This is a genomic window from Colwellia sp. MB3u-55 (assembly GCF_014076785.1).
Taxonomy (GTDB): domain Bacteria; phylum Pseudomonadota; class Gammaproteobacteria; order Enterobacterales; family Alteromonadaceae; genus Colwellia_A.
Genome location: NZ_JACGUS010000122.1, coordinates 138,222 through 157,850, shown reverse-complemented (window position 1 = coordinate 157,850; position 19,629 = coordinate 138,222). Strand labels below are relative to the sequence as shown.

The 19,629-nt window shown below is 38.5% G+C and carries 18 protein-coding genes; 12 read left to right on the top strand and 6 right to left on the bottom strand.

Going from position 1 to position 19,629, the window contains the following annotated elements:
- Positions 1-6 precede the first annotated feature (6 nt).
- From H4J66_RS16880 to H4J66_RS16860, 5 genes are all read left to right on the top strand, one after another.
- Positions 7-780, top strand: coding sequence for a ParA family protein (locus H4J66_RS16880; protein ID WP_182176122.1), 774 nt, complete (start codon positions 7-9; stop codon positions 778-780).
- 7 nt (positions 781-787) lie between these two features.
- Positions 788-1,582 carry a chemotaxis protein CheW gene (locus H4J66_RS16875; RefSeq protein ID WP_259368447.1) on the top strand — a complete coding sequence of 265 codons (795 nt, stop codon included), beginning with the start codon at positions 788-790 and terminating at the stop codon, positions 1,580-1,582.
- 91 nt (positions 1,583-1,673) lie between these two features.
- The gene (locus H4J66_RS16870; RefSeq protein WP_182176121.1) at positions 1,674-2,165 is read left to right on the top strand and encodes a chemotaxis protein CheW; all 492 of its coding nucleotides are present in this window, start codon (positions 1,674-1,676) and stop codon (positions 2,163-2,165) included.
- Between the two features lie 75 nt (positions 2,166-2,240).
- Positions 2,241-2,711 (top strand): DUF2802 domain-containing protein, encoded by a 471-nt coding sequence (locus H4J66_RS16865; RefSeq protein WP_182176120.1) that lies wholly within the window; start codon positions 2,241-2,243, stop codon positions 2,709-2,711.
- 113 nt (positions 2,712-2,824) lie between these two features.
- Positions 2,825-3,637, top strand: a complete 813-nt coding sequence (locus H4J66_RS16860; protein ID WP_310650675.1) for a VacJ family lipoprotein — start codon at positions 2,825-2,827, stop codon at positions 3,635-3,637.
- A gap of 109 nt (positions 3,638-3,746) precedes the next feature.
- On the opposite strand, the gene H4J66_RS16855 is transcribed toward H4J66_RS16860, so the two are convergent.
- On the bottom strand, positions 3,747-4,052 hold the full coding sequence (locus H4J66_RS16855) for a DUF6170 family protein (RefSeq protein ID WP_182176119.1): 306 nt from the start codon (positions 4,050-4,052) through the stop codon (positions 3,747-3,749).
- 127 nt (positions 4,053-4,179) lie between these two features.
- Between H4J66_RS16855 and ribE the strand changes: the two genes are divergently transcribed.
- The 6 genes from ribE (at position 4,180) to H4J66_RS16825 (ending at position 11,682) form a co-directional block, all read left to right on the top strand.
- Positions 4,180-4,644, top strand: a complete 465-nt coding sequence (ribE, locus tag H4J66_RS16850; RefSeq protein WP_070374607.1) for a 6,7-dimethyl-8-ribityllumazine synthase — start codon at positions 4,180-4,182, stop codon at positions 4,642-4,644.
- A 12-nt stretch (positions 4,645-4,656) separates the two neighbouring features.
- The gene (nusB, locus tag H4J66_RS16845) at positions 4,657-5,073 is read left to right on the top strand and encodes a transcription antitermination factor NusB (protein WP_070374606.1); all 417 of its coding nucleotides are present in this window, start codon (positions 4,657-4,659) and stop codon (positions 5,071-5,073) included.
- Positions 5,074-5,112: 39 nt separating this feature from the next.
- Positions 5,113-6,090, top strand: coding sequence for a thiamine-phosphate kinase (gene thiL / locus H4J66_RS16840; protein ID WP_182176118.1), 978 nt, complete (start codon positions 5,113-5,115; stop codon positions 6,088-6,090).
- A 15-nt stretch (positions 6,091-6,105) separates the two neighbouring features.
- Positions 6,106-6,573, top strand: coding sequence for a phosphatidylglycerophosphatase A (locus H4J66_RS16835; RefSeq protein ID WP_182176117.1), 468 nt, complete (start codon positions 6,106-6,108; stop codon positions 6,571-6,573).
- Between the two features lie 526 nt (positions 6,574-7,099).
- Positions 7,100-8,413, top strand: a complete 1,314-nt coding sequence (gene fahA / locus H4J66_RS16830; RefSeq protein ID WP_182176517.1) for a fumarylacetoacetase — start codon at positions 7,100-7,102, stop codon at positions 8,411-8,413.
- A 674-nt stretch (positions 8,414-9,087) separates the two neighbouring features.
- Positions 9,088-11,682 carry a TonB-dependent siderophore receptor gene (locus H4J66_RS16825; protein ID WP_182176116.1) on the top strand — a complete coding sequence of 865 codons (2,595 nt, stop codon included), beginning with the start codon at positions 9,088-9,090 and terminating at the stop codon, positions 11,680-11,682.
- A 227-nt stretch (positions 11,683-11,909) separates the two neighbouring features.
- Here H4J66_RS16825 and H4J66_RS16820 read toward each other — a convergent pair whose 3' ends face one another.
- On the bottom strand, positions 11,910-13,190 hold the full coding sequence (locus tag H4J66_RS16820; RefSeq protein ID WP_182176115.1) for a multifunctional CCA addition/repair protein: 1,281 nt from the start codon (positions 13,188-13,190) through the stop codon (positions 11,910-11,912).
- Positions 13,191-13,337: 147 nt separating this feature from the next.
- Between H4J66_RS16820 and H4J66_RS16815 the strand changes: the two genes are divergently transcribed.
- Positions 13,338-14,981 carry an AAA family ATPase gene (locus H4J66_RS16815; RefSeq protein ID WP_182176114.1) on the top strand — a complete coding sequence of 548 codons (1,644 nt, stop codon included), beginning with the start codon at positions 13,338-13,340 and terminating at the stop codon, positions 14,979-14,981.
- A 50-nt stretch (positions 14,982-15,031) separates the two neighbouring features.
- Here H4J66_RS16815 and H4J66_RS16810 read toward each other — a convergent pair whose 3' ends face one another.
- From H4J66_RS16810 to leuB, 4 genes are all read right to left on the bottom strand, one after another.
- Positions 15,032-16,264: an HD-GYP domain-containing protein gene (locus H4J66_RS16810; protein ID WP_182176113.1), complete on the bottom strand. Its 1,233-nt coding sequence runs from the start codon at positions 16,262-16,264 to the stop codon at positions 15,032-15,034.
- A gap of 171 nt (positions 16,265-16,435) precedes the next feature.
- The gene (gene leuD / locus H4J66_RS16805; RefSeq protein ID WP_182176112.1) at positions 16,436-17,032 is read right to left on the bottom strand and encodes a 3-isopropylmalate dehydratase small subunit; all 597 of its coding nucleotides are present in this window, start codon (positions 17,030-17,032) and stop codon (positions 16,436-16,438) included.
- A gap of 2 nt (positions 17,033-17,034) precedes the next feature.
- Complete coding sequence (leuC, locus tag H4J66_RS16800) at positions 17,035-18,468, bottom strand: 3-isopropylmalate dehydratase large subunit (protein WP_182176111.1); 1,434 nt, start codon at positions 18,466-18,468, stop codon at positions 17,035-17,037.
- Between the two features lie 3 nt (positions 18,469-18,471).
- Positions 18,472-19,593 (bottom strand): 3-isopropylmalate dehydrogenase, encoded by a 1,122-nt coding sequence (gene leuB / locus H4J66_RS16795; RefSeq protein ID WP_182176110.1) that lies wholly within the window; start codon positions 19,591-19,593, stop codon positions 18,472-18,474.
- Positions 19,594-19,629: the final 36 nt, after the last annotated feature.

Here is a 19,629-nt window from a genome sequence, read left to right as displayed (position 1 = left end):
AGCAACTTGGTAGTATGGACCGTAGCAAATCAAAAAGGTGGCGTTGGTAAAACCACAACAACAATCTCCTTAGGTGGGTTATTAGCTGAGCAGGGCTATAAAGTGTTGTTGGTAGATACTGATCCCCATGCTTCTTTGAGTTATTATTTTGGTATCGAATCTGAAGATCTTGAGTTAAGTGTTTACGATTTATTTGTTCAAGTTTCAACCAAAGAACAAATAATGCAAAGCTTATGTCCAACGAAATACGACAATATAGATATACTCCCGGCAACTATGGGCTTAGCCACTTTAGACCGTTCACTCGGTAATAAAGGTGGTATGGGCTTAGTGTTGAAAAAAGCGATGATAAAAATAGCCGATGAATATGATTATGTCTTAATCGATTGCCCACCGATTTTAGGTGTGCTGATGGTGAATGCTTTGGCGGCATCGCAACGTATTATTGTGCCAGTGCAGACTGAGTTCTTAGCCTTGAAAGGCTTAGACCGCATGATGAAAACAATGGATATTATGCAAGTTGAGCAAGATAAGCCGTTTAAATATACCATAGTGCCGACCATGTTTGATAAACGTACTAAAGCATCATTACTGACCTATAGAAAGTTACAAGAGTTATACGATGATAGTGTTTGGGCTGGTGTTATACCTGTCGATACTAATTTTAGAAATGCCAGTTATGCAATGCAGGTACCTTCAGATTACGCACCGTTAACACGTGGTGTTAGTGCATATAAAAAACTACTAAGCAGTTTATTAGAACTGCAAAAATTAGGTTAATTGTCCAATGGCAAAGTCACTCGCTGCAAGTAAGAAACTAATGCAGAATTATTTATCAGAATTGTTGACTGAAGATCAGCAAGAATCTGACCTGCCAATTATTGCTGTAAAAGCAAAATATCAGCAACCGTTAGAAAAACTTTTGCAAAAAATTGATATTACTGAGCGTATTGCCGACCCAGTAGATGAACCTGTTTATACTGTAAAAAGTTCTGTGAAAGATGAACGACCTAAAATAGTTGAAGAAAAAGTTCAGGAAAAAGTCAAAGAAAAAACACCATTGACTCTTGATGAACCGCTTAAGACAAGAAAAAGTGATCAGCCATTAATTGTTCATCAGAGTAAGAATTATCGAAAGGGTAGTTTTCAAGCGATGTTCTTTAATGTTGCGGGTTTAACGATTGCAGTACCCTTGATTGAATTGGGGGGCATACATAACGAAGACAAGACAACGAGTCTCATGGGTAAGCCTAAATGGTTTACCGGTGTTATGTTACATCGAGATGAGAAAATTAACGTAGTGAATACCGCTTTATGGGTAATGCCAGAAAAATGTGACGAAGCGTTAATAAATTCGTTAAACTATCAATATATTGTCATGCTAGGTAATAGTCATTGGGGATTATCGGCGGAAACATTAGTCGATACAGTGACCTTAGAGCAAGAAGATGTAAAATGGTTAGACCTACCGAACAAGCGACCTTGGTTAGCCGGTTTAGTCAAAGAACGTATGTGTGCACTGCTTGATGTTGATTCTTTGATTAAGTTACTTGACGCAGGCGCAAATATTAACCAAGATTAATGGCTAGATCTTCAGATAGTATTATACTATATACACTAGAAGAATAATCAAACAGATTGATTTTCAATAAGATATTTAAGAGGCAGGCTGTATGGCTGATGATAGACGTAATGCAAAGGAAAACGTAGACAACGATGAAGTGTTGCAATGGGTAACCTTTAAGCTCGATAGTGAAACCTACGGTATTAATGTAATGCAAGTGCAAGAAGTCTTGCGCTATAGTGAAATTGCACCGGTGCCAGGTGCACCTACATATGTATTAGGTATCATTAATCTGCGAGGGAACGTTGTTACTGTTATTGATACCAGACAACGCTTTGGGCTTAAACCTGCGGATATTTCTGACAATACTCGTATTGTTATCATTGAAGCTGAAAAACAAGTTATTGGGATTTTGGTAGATAGTGTCGCTGAAGTTGTTTACTTAAAAAATTCTGAGATAGATGATGCTCCGAATGTTGGTAATGACGATAGTGCACGATTCATTCAAGGTGTTTCAAACAGAGAAGGTGAGTTATTGATTTTAGTCGACCTAAATCAGTTACTTTCTGACGACGAATGGGATGAACTTAAACAGTTCTAGGCTGTTTATTAGGTCTCTTTAAATAAAGCCTGACTTATCAGGCTTTATTTATTTGTAATGGTTTAAGAAGCGTTTATGTTTATTATCTCGCCACTTTTTATTTCAGTTAGCAGTTTTGTGCTTTTTATAGTGCTAATCGGTTATATATATCGACAAAAAACTTATTTTTATCGAGCCCATAAAGTGTTAAAAACACAACTTGAAACGCAAGAGTTGTTTATAAATGAGCTACAGTCGTCACACAATACAGTAAATAAAAAATTGCTTGAGTTTAATCATAAGCTTGAAAGTCTGCAGTTAGAAAACGAGCAAGTCAGTAAACAACTTGAACATCGTATTAAAACACTGCAACAAGAGAGTGTGCTACAAAAGCAATTAATCGACCAATTTCAAAATCAGCAACCGCAAGATAAACTCTATTCACGTGCTTTTAAACTCGTTGAGTTAGGTGCAGAGATAGATGAAGTCGTTCGAGAATGTGATATCCCACTTGCTGAAGCTGAGATGTTAATATCTGTCCACAGAAATAAAACATCGCCTTCTTAAAACCAATCATTTTATGCTTTTACCACAGATAAATAGTTAAAGATTTATGTTGCATTGCATTCTTGCGTGGTAAACTGCGTTATTATTTTTTTACTCTATATCAAGGACGCTAAGTGAAAGTAGCCGCTATATTTTCTTATTTGTTCAATAACCCAACAAAAAAAATTGTGATCATTCTACTGGCTTTAGTTATTTCTGCCTGTTCATCAACACCTACTGAAAATAGTGCTAGTGTTTCAGATCCTAAAGATCCATTAGAGTCGATTAATCGACCGTTTTGGACTTTTACCTGGGATTATGCAGACAAATATGTACTTAAACCAACAGCCCAAGCGTATGTTGAATATATGCCAACAGATTTTAGGTCTGGGTTACATAATGTTGCCTTAAACCTGAATGAACCATCAACGGTTATAAATAACCTGCTGCAAGGAAAGTTTAGTGAAGCAGGTAAAAGTACCGGTCGTTTTATGCTTAACTCTACAATCGGCATATTTGGATTTTTTGACCCAGCAAGTGACTTTGAATGGACCAGAGCAGAAGAAGAGTTTGGTGAAGTCTTAGGCTCATATGGTGTTGGAGATGGACCTTATATAGTTATACCAGCTCTTGGGCCAAGCTCAGTTCGTGAAGAAGTAGGTGACTATGTGGATAAATACTACTGGCCGTTAGCTATTATTGATTTTTGGCCCAACTTACTTCGCCAAGCCGTACTCGGGCTTGAACAACGAGCAGCGCTTGTTGACCAAGAGCAAATTATTAATGAATCTATTGATTCGTATGAATTTGTTAAAAATGCTTACTTTCAAAATATGGAATTTAAAGTTTACGATGGTAACCCGCCCATCGTGATTGATGAAGACAGTGAAGACGAAATTAATGCATTTTTAGAAGAACTCGATAACATGGCAGATGTTGATCAATAAACTTGCTTTGCAGAGTGAAGCTTAGAATACTTCAAGCTTCACTCATTTTGAAAATAAAGGCAGTGAGTGTTAATGTAATCCGCAGATTTTTCGATGTGTTAATTAAAGATTAAGCTAATTTATTATACTGCTTGATCGCAACACTGAGATATTTACGGGTAAAAATTAATGATACTGGCCGAAGTAAAATAAAATACACGGCTAGAAAACTAAACAAAGAGACCATAAAGAGCAGCCCATCTAATTGTGCCATAAATATAAAGGGTGGCACCAACATGATTAACTTCAAAATATTTAATACGAACTTCTCTGGTGCGGTCAATTTAGCGGCTGCTAGTGTTAAAATCTGCTGTCTTTGCCCAAGCGTATAGCTTTCGAGTTCAGGAAGTTTATTTGTGGAAAATATAAAAGCCATAGGTATCGTATTTTTAGTGAGTAATAGCAGTATTCTACAGTATTTTTACACTTAATTAAGCAAACAAGTACCGAATTGTCTCTGGGTTTGGTAGAATTGCGGCAAATTTTTTGTGAGTGAATTATAAATGAATATCATTGAAGCTAATTTTGACGCAGCAGGTAAAAAGTTTGCCATCGTTGTTTCACGTTTTAACAGTTTTGTAGTTGAAAATTTATTAGAAGGTGCAGTCGATGCACTTAAACGCCATGGCAATGTTGCAGATAACGACATTACTATTGTTCGTGTTCCTGGCGCATATGAATTACCCCTTGCCGCTAAGCGCATTGCAAGTAAAGGCGAGTTCGATGGCATTATTGCTATTGGTGCCGTTATTCGTGGCGGAACTCCACATTTTGATTTTGTTGCGGGCGAATGTAATAAAGGCTTAGCGCAAGTTTCAATGGAATACACTATTCCTGTTGCCTTTGGTGTTATTACCACCGATACCGTTGAGCAAGCAATAGATCGTGCCGGACTTAAAGCAGGTAATAAAGGCGCAGAAGCGGCTTTAAGTGCTTTAGAAATGGTTAATGTTTTAGATAAAATATAAGCGGGAATTTTTGTGAAACCAACTCCTAGAAGGAAAGCTCGTGAGTTAGCTGTTCAAGCTATTTACTCATGGCAGCTTAGCCAAAACTCAGTAACTGATATCGAAGTTAATTTTTTAACTGATAACAGTGCACGACGTTTTGATATTCCATATTTTCAACAATTACTCCACGGTGTAACCAAATCAGTTGGTTCTATCGATGAAGCTATTTCTCCGCACGTTGACCGTCCTTTAAACGACGTTGACCCAGTAGAAAAAGCTATTTTACGTGTCGCCATTTATGAATTGAAAGATTGTAAAGATGTACCATACCGAGTTGTTATTAATGAAGCCATCGAATTAGCAAAATCTTTTGCTGCTGACGATAGTCATAAGTTTGTTAATGGCGTCCTTGATAAAGCCGTTAAACTGATTCGTCCAGAAGAATAATTTGCACTCATATTCTCAAAGCAAAGGATTGGTTGTTGTATGAAAGAATTTGAAGTCATTCGACGTTATTTTACTGAACAGGTAGTGAAGCGCAAAGACGTTTATTTAGGTATTGGTGACGATTGTGCACTGGTTACTCCGGGTGAACGCCAACACATTGCAGTAACGACAGATACCTTAGTGGCAGGTGTTCATTTTCCTTTAAATACATCGCCACGTGCTATTGGTCATAAATCGATAGCTGTTAATTTGTCTGATCTTGCTGCTATGGGGGCAGAGCCTAGTTGGCTTTCTTTAGCTCTTACGCTTCCTGAAATTGATGAAAATTGGATCAATGAATTTTGCGTTGGTGTTTTTGACCTTTGTGAATTTTATAATGTCCAGCTTATTGGTGGTGATACGACGCAAGGACCATTGAGTATAACCATTACAGCGCAAGGACAAATTCCTTTTGGACAACATATTTCCCGTTCAGGTGCTAAAGCTGGAGAATGGTTATATGTTACCGGTGAGATAGGTGCAGCGAACCTCGCTTTACAACATATCCAAGGTAAAGTGAAAGTAGCAGCTAAATATCAGCAAGAAATACAAAAACGCTTAGACTTTCCAAAAGCAAGGATTTTGGCTGGACAAGCTTTACGTAAATATGCGACTTCGGCGATAGATTTATCTGATGGTTTAGTCGCAGACCTAGCTCATATCTGTAATGCTTCGGGTGTTGGTGCTAATATTTTTCTTGATGCTTTACCGCTTTCTGCCGCATTAAGTGATACAGTTGGTATAGACGCAGCGTACGATATAGCTTTAGAAGGTGGCGATGATTACGAGCTATTATTTAGTGTGACTGAAGATAACCGAGTAGGCATGGAAACAGCCTTAGCTAACACAGGCAATAAGATCACCTGTATTGGCCAATTGAATGGTTCAGGAAAAATTACCACGACATTAAATAAAAAAGCGGTAGATATTAAGGTTCAGAGCTATCAACATTTCTCTAATACCCCTTCTAATAAATAACTTAAGTTAAATCTAATGAGTAAATCTACCGAGAACTTTCGAATAACTAACCCCATCCATTTTCTTGCTTTGGGTTTTGGTAGTGGTTTATTACCTAAAGCACCAGGTACTTATGGCACGCTTGCCGCCATTCCTTTGTACCTGCTGTTAGCGCCTGCTTCATTTAGTACTTATTTAGCTATTGTTATTATCATGAGTATTGCCGGTATCTATATTTGTGGAAAAGCGGCAGAAGATGCAGGTGTACCTGATCATGGCGCAATTGTCTGGGATGAAATTGTTGGTTTTTTAATCACTATGTTTCTTGTTCCTTTGACATGGCAAAGTATTGTTGTTGGTTTTATTTTATTTAGAATTTTTGATATTTTTAAACCTTGGCCTATTTCCTATGTAGATAAAAATTTACATGGCGGTCTAGGTATTATGGTCGACGATATTCTTGCGGGCTTAGCGGCACTGGCTTGCATGCACCTAATTTTTTAATCAATAGCAAAGAACGTCGAGTTTTAGTTTCTGTTCACTTCTTTTTAAAACCTTGATTAAATAACGGGTTACTTGATACATATCAGCCTATTTATTCGCTGGAAAACCTAATGACATAGTTCATTAGCTAGGCCGTTTTGGTATTTATGATACTCACCAAGCTATTGCTAAGCAAATAGCTTCGGTATTAAACCGTTTTGTCTGACCATTAACCAAAAAGCAGAAGAGTATTTATCTGATGTATTAGGTCGTGATCGCTTCAGCGTTATTTTACGACCAGCACAATTATCGAGATAGCTTTTTAATAAAATTATTGGCTGTAAACTTGTTAGTGCAACTATTTGTTGACAGCTTAACCCTCAGAAAAATAACTCAATGTTATCATTAATACCAATTATTGTTCTCGCTGGTATAATGCAGCCATCTTATATCGTTATCTTCTATACTTATTTTTATTTTAAAACGTATTTTGACGTTTTATTAAGGTAAGCCTTAAATTTCAGGAGTTCTTCAATCAATGTCTACTATGAATTTGTTAAATGAAACCCACAATTCAGCCCGAGTTAGTTGGCTTGTTACTGCGAATAAAGCAGATACCGACTTTCCTATTCAGAACTTACCTTTTGCGGTTTTTAAACGTGCAAATAGCGAAGAAGCATTCCGTGGCGGTGTTGCCATTGGTGATCAAGTTATTGATTTAGCTGCTTTGGCTAACGCAAATGTTTTTGATGGTCTAGCACAAGCAGGCGTAGAATCCTGTAATGCGCCACAGTTAAACGATTATATGGCGATGGGTAAAGCGACATGGAGCGCTTTACGTTTAGCACTCTCTAATGCCTTAAAAGAAGGCTCAGCTTTACAAGAAAAAGTGGCCGCTTGTTTAATCGCTCAAGCTGACGTTGAATATGCACTACCTTGTAATATTGGTGATTACACTGATTTCTACACCTCAATTCACCATGCTACGTCAGTGGGTTTGAAGTTCCGTCCAGACAATCCATTATTACCTAACTATAAATGGGTACCTATTGGTTACCATGGTCGTTCATCTTCTATTGATGTTTCTGGTCGAGATTTTAAGCGTCCTTCGGGACAAACTAAAGCGCCGACGGCAACTGAACCATCATTTGGCCCTTGTAAGCGTCTCGATTATGAATTAGAAGTGGGCATATTCATTGGTAAAGGTAATGACTTAGGCGACGCTATTTCTATTGATAACGCTGAAGATCATGTCTTTGGCTTATGTTTATTTAATGATTGGTCTGCGCGTGATATTCAAGGATGGGAATACCAACCTTTAGGGCCATTTTTGTCGAAGAACTTTGCTTCAACAGTCTCTCCTTGGATTGTGACAACAGAAGCATTAGCACCTTACCGCTCGGCTTGGACACGTGTTGAGTCAGATCCTCAACCAATGCCATACCTAGAGTCAGAGAGTAATCGTGCGATCGGTTCATTTGATATCCAGCTACAAGCCTTGCTTGAAACGCAAAACATGCGTGAAAAAAGTGAAGAAGCCGTTGAAATGTCACAATCTAACTTTAAAGACTCATACTGGACAGTGGCGCAAATGGTCGCTCATCATACTGTTAATGGTTGTAACCTTCGCGCGGGTGATATGTTTGGCAGTGGCACACAATCTGGACCTAAGCCTGAAGAAGCCGGTTCAATGTTAGAGCTTTCAAATGCGGGTGCCGATCCTATTACTTTACCTAATGGTGAAAAACGTACTTTCTTAGAAGATGGTGACAACGTCATAATGAAAGGTTGGTGTCAAAAAGAAGGTGCAGTGCGCATTGGTTTTGGTACCGTATCAGCGAAAATTTTACCAGCGAGTTAACCGTTTAATTAGCTAATTGCTCATTAAGTTAATCGCAAAGCGTTGGTTGTTTATGATCAGCGCTTTTTTTATCACTAAATTTCAATAGCAATAATCTATTTTATTCTCTAACTACTTCTCATTAAATTTTGTTTTGATCTAGATTGCCTTTTTTAGAAACCAGCTCTGTGAATACAAAATTATTCAATAAGTGTGCATAAATAAGCGACGAAATGCTAAATAAAGACGATGAATTACCTTGTATATTGTATACACTGTGATTTTAGTGTTAATTTTTAGTGGTTAGACTGTGACTTCACTAAATAGTGCAATAATTTTATAATTTATTTTTATGCTAATTTGGAATAAGGAAATTCTTTTAGGTCTATTTAGGTATATTTGATTACGAATATATTCGGATACTAATTTCTGGCTGATAAGCCTGCAGTCATTAGCCTGTATAGCCTTTACAGAGAAAATCTCTTTATCAATGACTAGACTTTTATTCGTAATTAAATGTTATTTAATGGAGCACAACTATTTTTGCGGTATTTTCAATTAATTTCGCTCTTGTAAACACTTTTAGCCTGTTTTATAAAGTACCTGCAAGTCTAGGTAGTTTCACCTATTTAATACCTAGTCTAAAAAAAGATAAAAAGATAAAAATATAAACATAAATTTATGAAGGAAGTAACATGTCTACTCAATTATTTCGTACAGCAACGTTAACGTTAGCGGTAAGTATTGCACTTGGCACTGCGCCAGCATATGCAGAAGAAAACAGCTCAAAAGTAAAAGTAAAAGATGTAGAAAGAATCGCGGTTGTTGGCTCACGTTCAGCGCCTCGTTCTGTTGCTGACTCTCCTGTTCCAATTGATATTATTGGTGGCGAAGATTTAGAGAAAATGGGTTCAAGTGACATGCTTGATCAACTTGTCGGCAGTGTTCCTTCATTTAACGTACACGCTAACCCAATTAGTGATGCGGCGACACTAGTTCGTCCAGTAAACTTACGTGGTTTGTCTTCAGATAGCACATTGGTGTTATTAAATGGTAAACGTCGTCATCGCGCTTCAGTTATTGCATTCCAAGGTGGCGGCATTAATGATGGTGCACAAGGTCCAGATATTTCTGTTATCCCAAGCATAGCGTTAAAGCAAGTTGAAGTGCTTCGTGACGGTGCAGCAGCACAATACGGTTCAGATGCAATCGCTGGTGTAATGAACTTTGTGTTAAAAGATGCTGCAGAAGGCGGTAGTTTTTCAGTTAAGCACGGTGAATATTATGAAGGCGATGGTGCTACAACAACTTACGCAGGTAACGTTGGTATGCCATTAACTAAAGATGGTTTCGTTAACTTAAGTTTTCAATATAAAAATGCTGATGCGACTAGCCGCAGTATTCAAGTCGCCAATGCTGCGACCATTTCAGCGGCAGGTAACTCATTCATCGCAGAAGAAGCTCAGGTTTGGGGTTCTCCAGAAGTTAATGATGACACAACAATTTTTGGTAATATTGGCCTTGATTTAGGTAATGATAAAAAATTCTACATGTTCGGTAACTATTCTGAACGAGATGTAAAGGGTGGCTTCTACTGGAGAAATCCACATAACCGTTCAAGCATTTATTCAAATGATGGTGGTGAAACACTACTTGTTGGTGATTTAGATGGCGTAGATAGCGGTATTACTTGTCCTACTATAGCTATTGGCGCTAATGTTTTAGACCAAGCTGATTATCAGTCTATTGCCGACAATAGTACGGCTTTAGGTAAAAACTGTTTTGCGGTTAACGAAACATACCCAGGCGGTTATACGCCAAACTTTGGTGGTAATGTAGTTGATACATCATTAACTATGGGTGTTGAAGGTGAAATTAATGGCGGAATGCTAGACGAGGTTTTCTTCGATATCAGTGGTTCTGTTGGTCGTAATAAATCAAGCTTTAGTATTGTAAATACCATTAACTCTTCAATGGGTCCTGAATCTCCACGTGATTTTGATTTAGGTGATTACACACAATTAGAAAAAACGTTTAACTTAGATTTATCTAAGGGCGTTGAAGTTGGTCTAGATTCACCTATGAATGTTGCGGGTGGTTTAGAATGGCGCGAAGAGACATTTGAAATTGGTGCGGGTGATCAATACTCATTCCTTGCTGGCCCATTAATCGACCAAGGGTTTAACCTAGGTTCACATGGTTTTCCTGGTTTTCAACCATCACAAGCCGGTGCATTCTCTAGACGCAGTGTTGCTGCATACGTAGATGTTGAAGCATACATGACTGACGACCTTTTACTTGGCGCAGCTTTACGTTATGAAGACTTTTCATCATTTGGTGATACGTTAAATTATAAATTAACGGCTCAATATTCTATTAATGATGAGTTATCAATACGTGGCTCTATAAGTACTGGTTTTAGAGCTCCTACCGTTGGTCAAGCTAATGTAAGTAATGTTTCTACCGCATTAGAAGATGGTGAATTAACCGATTCAGCGTTATTACCGCCAACAAGTGAATTTTCAAAATTATTTGGTGGTAAAGAATTAGAGCCAGAACAGTCAAACAGCTATGCATTTGGTGTTGTTTATCAAAATGGAGATTTTTTCTTTACGGCTGATTATTATAATATTGAAGTTGATGACCGTATTACACAATCTGACCGTACAAAATTAGAAGAAGCTGACTATGCTAAATTAGAAGCATTAAATGTAGCTAACCCTCGTTCAGTAGGTACAGTAAGTTTCTTTGCTAACGATTTTGATACCACAACACAAGGTATTGATATTGTTGCAAACTACGGCATGCAGTTGTTTGAAGGTGATACTAAACTTAGCTTAGCTTACAACTGGAATGAAACCGATGTTACGGGTAGTTCTGATATTACAGGTGCTTTTAAAGTTAAACGCTTAGAAGAAGGTTTACCACAGCATAGAGGTTCATTCACTGTTTCTCAAAGCTGGGATAATATCAGTATGTACGTTCGTGGTAACTACTTCGGTGAATACCATGCGGTACACGTAGATTATGACCTAGCGGCTCAAGATGCTGATGCAGCAATTACCTTTGATGCTGAAGTGAGTTACTTTATTAATGACTCATTTACAATCGCAGCGGGTGCACAGAACATCTTTGATCAACAAGCTGAAGAGTTAGATTTTGAAGAAGCTTCACGTAATCATCCTGATGGTTTCACACCTAATAACAACTGGGGTGGTAAGTACTATGAAACATCTCCATTTGGCTTTAACGGTGGCTTCTACTACGTAAAAGCAACTTATAGCTTTTAATTGAGTTGTAAATAGCGGTTAGAACATTAATCGTCTTACTTAAAAAGTCAGCTAATTTAGCTGACTTTTTTGTATAAAAATATCGAGGAGTTGAATTGGTTAGTTAACTCTATCGAGCATCATAACTTGGTCGAGAATAGTAACGTGCTCACCGCGAAGTTAAATTACCGTGCGGGCCAGGCAGATTTACTTTGTACTTGAATGTTTTTTTATTTTTCAGCCAAAGGTTAAGGATTGTTAGTCTGTTCATGGCCTAATTTAAAGCGCTGAACAAACTCAATGCGTTTTTTATTTATGGCTTCTTTAATATCTGCACCTCGTATTCCTTGTTCGATAAACTCTTTAGCGGTTACCGTTAAGGCGGCTTCAAAAGCACCACGTAAGTAATCTACTTGTGGATAGGCTCTGTTCTCATTGTACAATCGACCGCGAAAATCAGCCGTACAGACAGTCAAGAAATCAGTAAACTCTTCAGGCTTGCGCCATACATCTAAACTATTAAATAACTTAACTAGCGTGTGGGCTTTTAATTCGAATGCTTTATGGCAATGTAAATGAAATTCACAGACTTTACGCGCTAAAATTTTGTGATCTTTAGGCACTTTTAATTGCTCACATATTTTGTCAACTAATGCTAAACCTGAGGTTTCATGACCTCGGTGGCTGGGCCAATTTTCTGCTAAGGTTAAAGACTTACCCAAGTCATGACAAAGTGCTGCGAACCGTACAGATGTTTTAGGGGAGAGCTTTACCGCTTGTTGCAGTACCATCATAGTATGAATACCCGAGCAAATTTCTGGGTGCCATTTTTCTGGGTTAGGGATCCCCCATAGCGAGTTAAGTTCAGGCCATATTTTCGCTAACGCACCACATTCACGTAACACTTGAAAAAATACTTCGGGGTTATTTTCAGTCAAACTCCGCTGCATTTCTTGCCAAATACGTTCACCTGACAGTGTCGCTAATTCTCCGCTTTCACTGATTTTAGTCATCAAGTCTACTGTTTCGCCAGCAATGGTAAAACCATAATCATGATAACGGGCAGTAAATCGAGCTACCCGTAAGACACGAAGCGGGTCTTCAACAAAAGCTAATGAAACATGTCGCAGTATGCGGTTTTTTAAATCAACTTGGCCATTATAAGGGTCAATAATAGTGGTGCTTTCAGCGCTATCGTTAAAATGCATCGCCATTGCATTAATAGTGAGATCGCGACGAAGTAAATCCTCTTCAAGGGTAACCGCGCTACTGGCATCGCAAATAAAACCGGTATAACCATGGCCTTGCTTACGTTCAGTTCTTGCTAAGGCATACTCTTCTTTAGTCTTGGGATGCAGAAATACTGGGAAGTCTTTACCTACTTGCGTAAAGCCTAATGTCAGCATCTGTTCAATGGTTGCGCCAACAACGACATAATCATGATCATAGACCTTGTGTCCTAAAAGTTTGTCGCGAACGGCACCGCCGACTAAATAGCGGTTAAGTACTGAAAGGTCATTGTTGATCATTATTACTCTTTATTTATTAAAGCTGACATATTTTCAGAAAGCTTAGCATATTTATATAAATTATTTACCTGCTAGTTTTGACTTATGCTGGACTACAGGGTAGTTTCTATGACAGTTTATTGACTTTAAAAATTACTTAAATCTATTATGTATAAAGGTTATTTTGGTTTAAAAGAAAGCCCTTTTTCAATCGCACCTAATCCTCGCTTTTTATTTATGAGTGAACGCCATAAAGAGGCCTTGGCTCATTTAAGTTATGGCTTGGGTGAAACAGGAGGCTTTGCACTGTTAACGGGTGAAGTCGGCACCGGAAAAACCACAATCAGTCGGCGCTTAATGGAGCAGTTACCCGAAAATACGCAAGCGGCTTTTATTCTTAATCCAACATTATCAAGCCAAGAGCTACTGGCTACTATTTGTGACGAGCTAAAGATTCGTTACCGAAAGACGGGGGCAACGTTAAAAACACTCACCGATAAAATATATGAAAAACTCAATAAAAATCACCAAGCTAACCTAAATACGTTATTAATTATTGATGAAGCGCAACATTTGGCGCCAGAAGTTTTAGAGCAGTTACGTTTATTAACAAACTTAGAAACAGATACTAAAAAATTACTACAGGTCATTTTAATTGGTCAGCCTGAATTAAAACAATTGTTGCAACGTCGAGACTTGCGACAATTGGCACAACGCATTACTGCTCGCTATCATTTGCTGCCGTTAACTAAGGGCGAAGTAGGGCATTATATTCAACACCGCTTGTCAGTAGCACAATGTGAACGTATGTTATTTGAACGTGCCGCAGTGGCTGAAATTCATCGCATTTCACAAGGTATACCGCGTGTAATTAATTTATTATGTGAGCGTTCACTGACCAACGCCTATTGTAGTAATAATGCTTTGGTGACTCAAAAAATTGTTTTGTTATCTGCACAAGAAGCATTAGGCGATGAATATCAAGCAACCTATTGGTGGCAACACAAAGCGGTTAAGGCGCTAGCCGCATTTACAGTGTTAGCGGTTATTGTCAGTAGCTCGTATTTCCTAGGTCAATTTTTTGGTGAAGATATTAACGAAACGTCGGCGCTCAATATTACTGAGCCTTTGGTTAATAACCTTATAAGTGACACTAGCGCTCCAGCGCTTATTATTGCGGCTAATGAAAGTTTAGCGACTAACAATAAAAAAACACCAGACGAAAATTTAGTTGAAGTAACAACAGACAACTCCTCTAAAGTGTTTGAAATAGAAAATGATGGTGACAAAAAACGTGTTGTTGAGCAGCTTATCGTAACAGCCGATAACACAGTAAACGTGCTTATGTCGGACAAGAGTTCTTCAGAGCAACTATCTACATTAGCAGAGAGTCAATTAGCAGAGAGTCAATTAGCTGAAGATAAAGCGATAAACAAGGTTAAAGAAAAGCTTTCTGTGAGATCGGTTGACGGTGTTTCTGATGATTTGCTGGCGCTTTTTCAAAGCGCAATAGATGATACCGAGCAAGACCCTCAATTCAAAAATAGCGTAAACCAAGCTGTCGAACCTGAGGTTAATGCACCGACATTATCTGATATGCCTGCTTGGGTGCAAAGTGAGTTACCTTCATTAAATTTTCAACAACATATTTATACCAGTGAAGGTGAAAGCTGGGTAAACGTTAATGGCAGAGATCGCTATGAAGGCGACACTATTTCTGAGAAATTAGTGTTAAATCATATTTACAGTCAGAAAGTTATTTTAACGTTTAAAGGCCAGCAGTTTAGCTTGCCGGCGCTTTCTTCTTGGTAATATCATTGTGTTAAGTTGTCTGACTAATGTTTATCGGCAAGCGCTAAACGTTAGTCGATAAAGGCGGTTTTGAAAAAACCTAATAAATTAAGGTTAAATTCTTCAGGTCGAATACAGCAGTCAATTTGATCTTTATATTTTGATTCACTCAAGTTAACTTCTTTAATCGGTATCGCTTGATTGAGGCGTATATTATAAAAAACGCGTACGTAAGGGTGTAAGGGTTTTTGTTTATTTAAACGGCTAATTAGCCCTAATTGACCACTGTTAAGTTTGACTAAGGTACCTACTGGATAAACGCCCATACACTGAATGAAGCTTTCAACTAATTCTTCGTCATAATATTTGGGGGACTCTGTAATGAGTTTCTTAAAAGCATTAATAGGGTGAATACTCTTTTTATATGGGCGATCACACGTCATGGCGTCATAGCTGTCGATGATAGCAAGCATTTTACCATATTTTGATATGTCATCTCGCTTAAGGTTATGAGGATAACCAGAACCATCTAAACGTTCATGATGCTCTTGTATCATAGTCATCGCGACATGAGAAATGCTAGGACTGTTTTCTAATATCTTCAAGCCAAGTGCAACGTGACTGCGAATAATACTTTGCTCTCTAGCGGTTAAAGTACCTTTTTTATTTAAAATATCCTGAGGTAATAATATCTTACCAATATCATGCAAAAATGCACCGAGTGCTATTTCTTGAATCAAACGTTTATCAAAGCCTAAATGTTTAGCAAAAACAGCCATTAAAATTGAAACATTGAGCGAGTGTTCAATAAGATAGGAGTCTTTAGTTTGAAAACGGGACATGCAGGTTAGGGCATCTTGATTTCGAAAAATAGAGTCAACCATAGCGTTAGCTGATTCTTCGACCTCTGAAATGTGAATTGATTTTTTTTGTCTAATTTGCGAGAGAATTTTTTCTTGCAGTAATTTTGCGTTTTTATACAAGTCGTTGGCTTTTTTCATTTCACTGTCAAATGATATAGCTAACTTTTCCAGCGAATTACTTTTTAGTTTAATCAGTTGCTTGGATTTAATATCAGCAAAAACTTTTTCAACATTAACGGTTTGCTTCTCTTTATCAGGCACAATAACGAGCTGAATAATATTAGCCTTACGTAATTGAGTAATACTTTCAAGACACGAAATATAACCTTCAGATTTGATAGAAAGATGATTGTTATCGGTAAATGATTTTACATACATGCCAGGTTTTAGCTGATCGATAGAAATAATTTTGGTGATATCATTTGTTGTTATTTTGGACATATTGTTGGTCGGCTAGTTACAAAGCTATAATCATTAACTGATAATAACGTATTACTAGACATTACTTTAGATTAATTTTAGTCATTAGTGCAATTGATGGGGGAAAAAATAAAGCGTCATCTACTTTTTATGGGTAAAGAGCAGATGAGGCTCTAGCAGGTTATACTTTACTTATTGCCAGCTTGGCATTTTTGCTTCAAAAGCTTTTATCGTGTCTAGCTTGTTTAATGTCCAGCCAACACTGTCGATGCCTTGTTCTAAACAATATTGATGAAACTTATCTAAACTAAACGTGAAACTTAATTCGCCACAAGTGATTGTGTTATTGGTTAAGTCGACGGTTAACGCGAGGTTTTCTTGGCTGCTCATTTTAAATAACGTGTCAATTTCTTCATTACTGAGCTTTATTGGCAGTAAACCAATGTTAATACAGTTACCATAAAAGATATCCGCAAAACTTGGTGAAATGATGGCTTTGAAACCGTATTCCTCTAATGCCCATGGTGCATGTTCTCGACTTGAACCACAGCCAAAATTTTCACGGGTTAGTAGAATGCTCGCACCTTGGTACTGAGGTTTGTTCAAAATGAATTCAGGGTTATTTACTTTCCCTGATACGTCTAGATAGCGCCAGTCATGAAATAAATGCTGTCCAAAGCCTACTCGCTCTGTTTTTTGTAAAAACTGTTTTGGGATTATCTGATCGGTATCTACGTTTGCTGCATCTAAAGGAACAACTAACCCCGTATGTGTTGTGAATTTTTCCATGATTATATTCCTTGTGAATTCAAGTCAACAAAATGACCGGTAATTGCAGAAGCAGCAGCTAGCTCTGGGCTCACTAAGTGCGTTCGGCTGCCACGGCCTTGTCGGCCTTCAAAGTTACGATTACTGGTTGAAGCACAGCGGTCACCTTCTGTTAGCACATCATCGTTCATGCCTAAGCACATTGAACAACCGGGTAAACGCCATTCAAAGCCGGCATTACTAAATATTTTGTCTAAACCTTCCGCTTCTGCTTGCGCTTTTACGCGATATGAACCGGGAACAACGATGGCATCAACATTTGCAGAGACTGATTTTCCCTGTGCTTGATAGCTTGCAACAACACTTGCGGCTGCGCGTAAATCTTCGATACGTGAATTTGTACACGAACCAATAAAGACTTTGTTAATGGTAATATCTGTAATTTTTGTACCCGCCGTTAAACCCATGTAGGTTAAGGCGGCCGCACATGAGTCTTTCTCTACTTGGTCGGTAAAGTCATCGGGCGAAGGCACTACGCTATCGACTGAAGTAACCTGTCCTGGTGTGGTTCCCCAGGTTATTTGCGCTTTAATCTCTTCGGCTTTAAGGGTTAATATCGTGTCAAACTCAGCGCCTTCATCAGTTTTGAAGGTTTTCCAATCATTTATCGCTTCAAGCCATACGTCGCCCTTTGGCGCATATTCTTTACCTATTAGATAATCGAAGGTGGTTTTATCAGGAGCGATTAAGCCCGCTTTCGCGCCAAATTCAATGCTCATGTTACAAACGGTCATGCGTTCTTCCATGCTCAGTGCTTCGATAGCACTACCGCAATATTCAACGACATAACCGGTCGCCCCCGCACTACCTGTTTTGCCAATAATCGCTAAAATAATATCTTTTGCGCTAATTCCAGCGCCTACTTGACCATTAACTTCAATCTTCATGGTTTTTGCTTTTGTTTGGCGTAAGGTTTGCGTGGCAAAAACGTGTTCAACTTCTGAAGTACCAATCCCAAAGGCTAATGCGCCAAATGCGCCATGGGTTGCGGTATGAGAATCACCACAGACAATTGTTGTACCCGGTAATGTTAAGCCAAGTTCTGGCCCAATAACATGAACAATACCTTGATTTTTATGACCCATACCAAATAGTTCAATACCAAACTCTTTACAGTTTTTTTCTAATGTTCTTAATTGATTGGCTGCGCCTTCACCCGCAGCATCAATTTCTATTGAGCGGGTTGATATGTTGTGATCCATCGTGGCAATCGTACGCTCAGGATGACGAACAGGGCGGTTATTAAACTTTAAGTTAGCAAACGCTTGTGGTGAGGTAACTTCGTGGATCAAATGACGGTCAACATAAAGCAAAGGTGTTTCACCGGCTTTTTCTTCAACAACATGCTGTTGCCATAATTTTTCATATAAGGTGGTTGCAGATTTTTTAGGACTCATCGGTTATGCCTCTGTTATTTTTTGATTAGCACTATTTTGTCGCGCAATAATTTGTTGGCAAATATAATCACCCACTTCAGTGGTGTTTTTTGCCTGATGTCTTTGGTTTGCTGGCAGTAAATCAGCTGTTAGCACGCCATTGTCTAATGCGCTTGCTACGGCATCTTCAATCGCTTGTGCCGCTGCACTTTCATTTAAGCTGTAACGTAGCATTAATGCTGCTGATAAAATTTGAGCGATAGGGTTAGCGATACCTTTTCCGGCAATGTCAGGTGCACTACCACCGGCAGGTTCATACATACCAAAACCATCGCTATTTAAACTTGCCGAAGGTAATAACCCCATAGAGCCAGTTATCATTGCACAGATATCCGAAAGAATATCGCCAAATAAATTAGGGCATAACAAAACGTCAAATTGGTTGGGATCGCGAACAAGTTGCATGGCGGCGTTATCTACATATAAATGCTTTAAGGCAACATCGGGGTATTCACTCGCGACTTCTTCAACCACTTGGCGCCATAATTGACTGGTCGCTAAAACATTGGCCTTATCAACAGACGTTACCTTATTGTTACGTTTTTGCGCTGCTTGAAACGCCAAGTGAGCAATACGCTTAACTTCTCGACGAGAATAAAACATCGAGTCAAAGCCAGTTTCTTCTTCACCTTCACCGCGACGTCCTTTTGGCTCACCAAAGTAGATGTCGCCGGTTAACTCGCGAATAACCAGTACGTCGAAGCCTTGCTGTGAAATATCACTGCGCAATGTCGATAATGATGATAAAGCCGGTTGTAAGGTCGCCGGTCGCATATTACAAAATAAATCAAAACGGCTACGCAATCCTAATAATGCACAACGTTCAGGTTGCTGTGTAGGAGGTAAGTTAGCCCATTTTGGACCGCCAACCGAGCCAAATAAAATAGCATCGGCTTGTTCACAACCTTTCATGGTTTCATCGGGAAGGGCGTGACCGTGGCTATCAATAGCAGCACCGCCTATAGCGTAATCTTGTGTCGATATTTTTATATCAAATATTGTTGCGATGGTACTTAATACTTTTTTAGCTTCAACCATTACTTCTGGTCCGATGCCATCACCGGCTAATATTGCTATGTTCGACATGTCTTTTATACCTTTAGTCAATCTTATATGTTTGAA

Coding starts and splice junctions, on each gene's coding strand:
- H4J66_RS16875 (WP_259368447.1), top strand. CDS start 788: ATGGCAAAGTCACTCGCTGCAAGTAAGAAACTAATGCAGAATTATTTA.
- H4J66_RS16870 (WP_182176121.1), top strand. CDS start 1,674: ATGGCTGATGATAGACGTAATGCAAAGGAAAACGTAGACAACGATGAA.
- H4J66_RS16865 (WP_182176120.1), top strand. CDS start 2,241: ATGTTTATTATCTCGCCACTTTTTATTTCAGTTAGCAGTTTTGTGCTT.
- H4J66_RS16855 (WP_182176119.1), bottom strand. CDS start 4,052: ATGGCTTTTATATTTTCCACAAATAAACTTCCTGAACTCGAAAGCTAT.
- ribE (WP_070374607.1), top strand. CDS start 4,180: ATGAATATCATTGAAGCTAATTTTGACGCAGCAGGTAAAAAGTTTGCC.
- thiL (WP_182176118.1), top strand. CDS start 5,113: ATGAAAGAATTTGAAGTCATTCGACGTTATTTTACTGAACAGGTAGTG.
- H4J66_RS16835 (WP_182176117.1), top strand. CDS start 6,106: ATGAGTAAATCTACCGAGAACTTTCGAATAACTAACCCCATCCATTTT.
- fahA (WP_182176517.1), top strand. CDS start 7,100: ATGAATTTGTTAAATGAAACCCACAATTCAGCCCGAGTTAGTTGGCTT.
- H4J66_RS16825 (WP_182176116.1), top strand. CDS start 9,088: ATGTCTACTCAATTATTTCGTACAGCAACGTTAACGTTAGCGGTAAGT.
- H4J66_RS16820 (WP_182176115.1), bottom strand. CDS start 13,190: ATGATCAACAATGACCTTTCAGTACTTAACCGCTATTTAGTCGGCGGT.
- H4J66_RS16815 (WP_182176114.1), top strand. CDS start 13,338: ATGTATAAAGGTTATTTTGGTTTAAAAGAAAGCCCTTTTTCAATCGCA.
- H4J66_RS16810 (WP_182176113.1), bottom strand. CDS start 16,264: ATGTCCAAAATAACAACAAATGATATCACCAAAATTATTTCTATCGAT.
- leuD (WP_182176112.1), bottom strand. CDS start 17,032: ATGGAAAAATTCACAACACATACGGGGTTAGTTGTTCCTTTAGATGCA.
- leuC (WP_182176111.1), bottom strand. CDS start 18,468: ATGAGTCCTAAAAAATCTGCAACCACCTTATATGAAAAATTATGGCAA.
- leuB (WP_182176110.1), bottom strand. CDS start 19,593: ATGTCGAACATAGCAATATTAGCCGGTGATGGCATCGGACCAGAAGTA.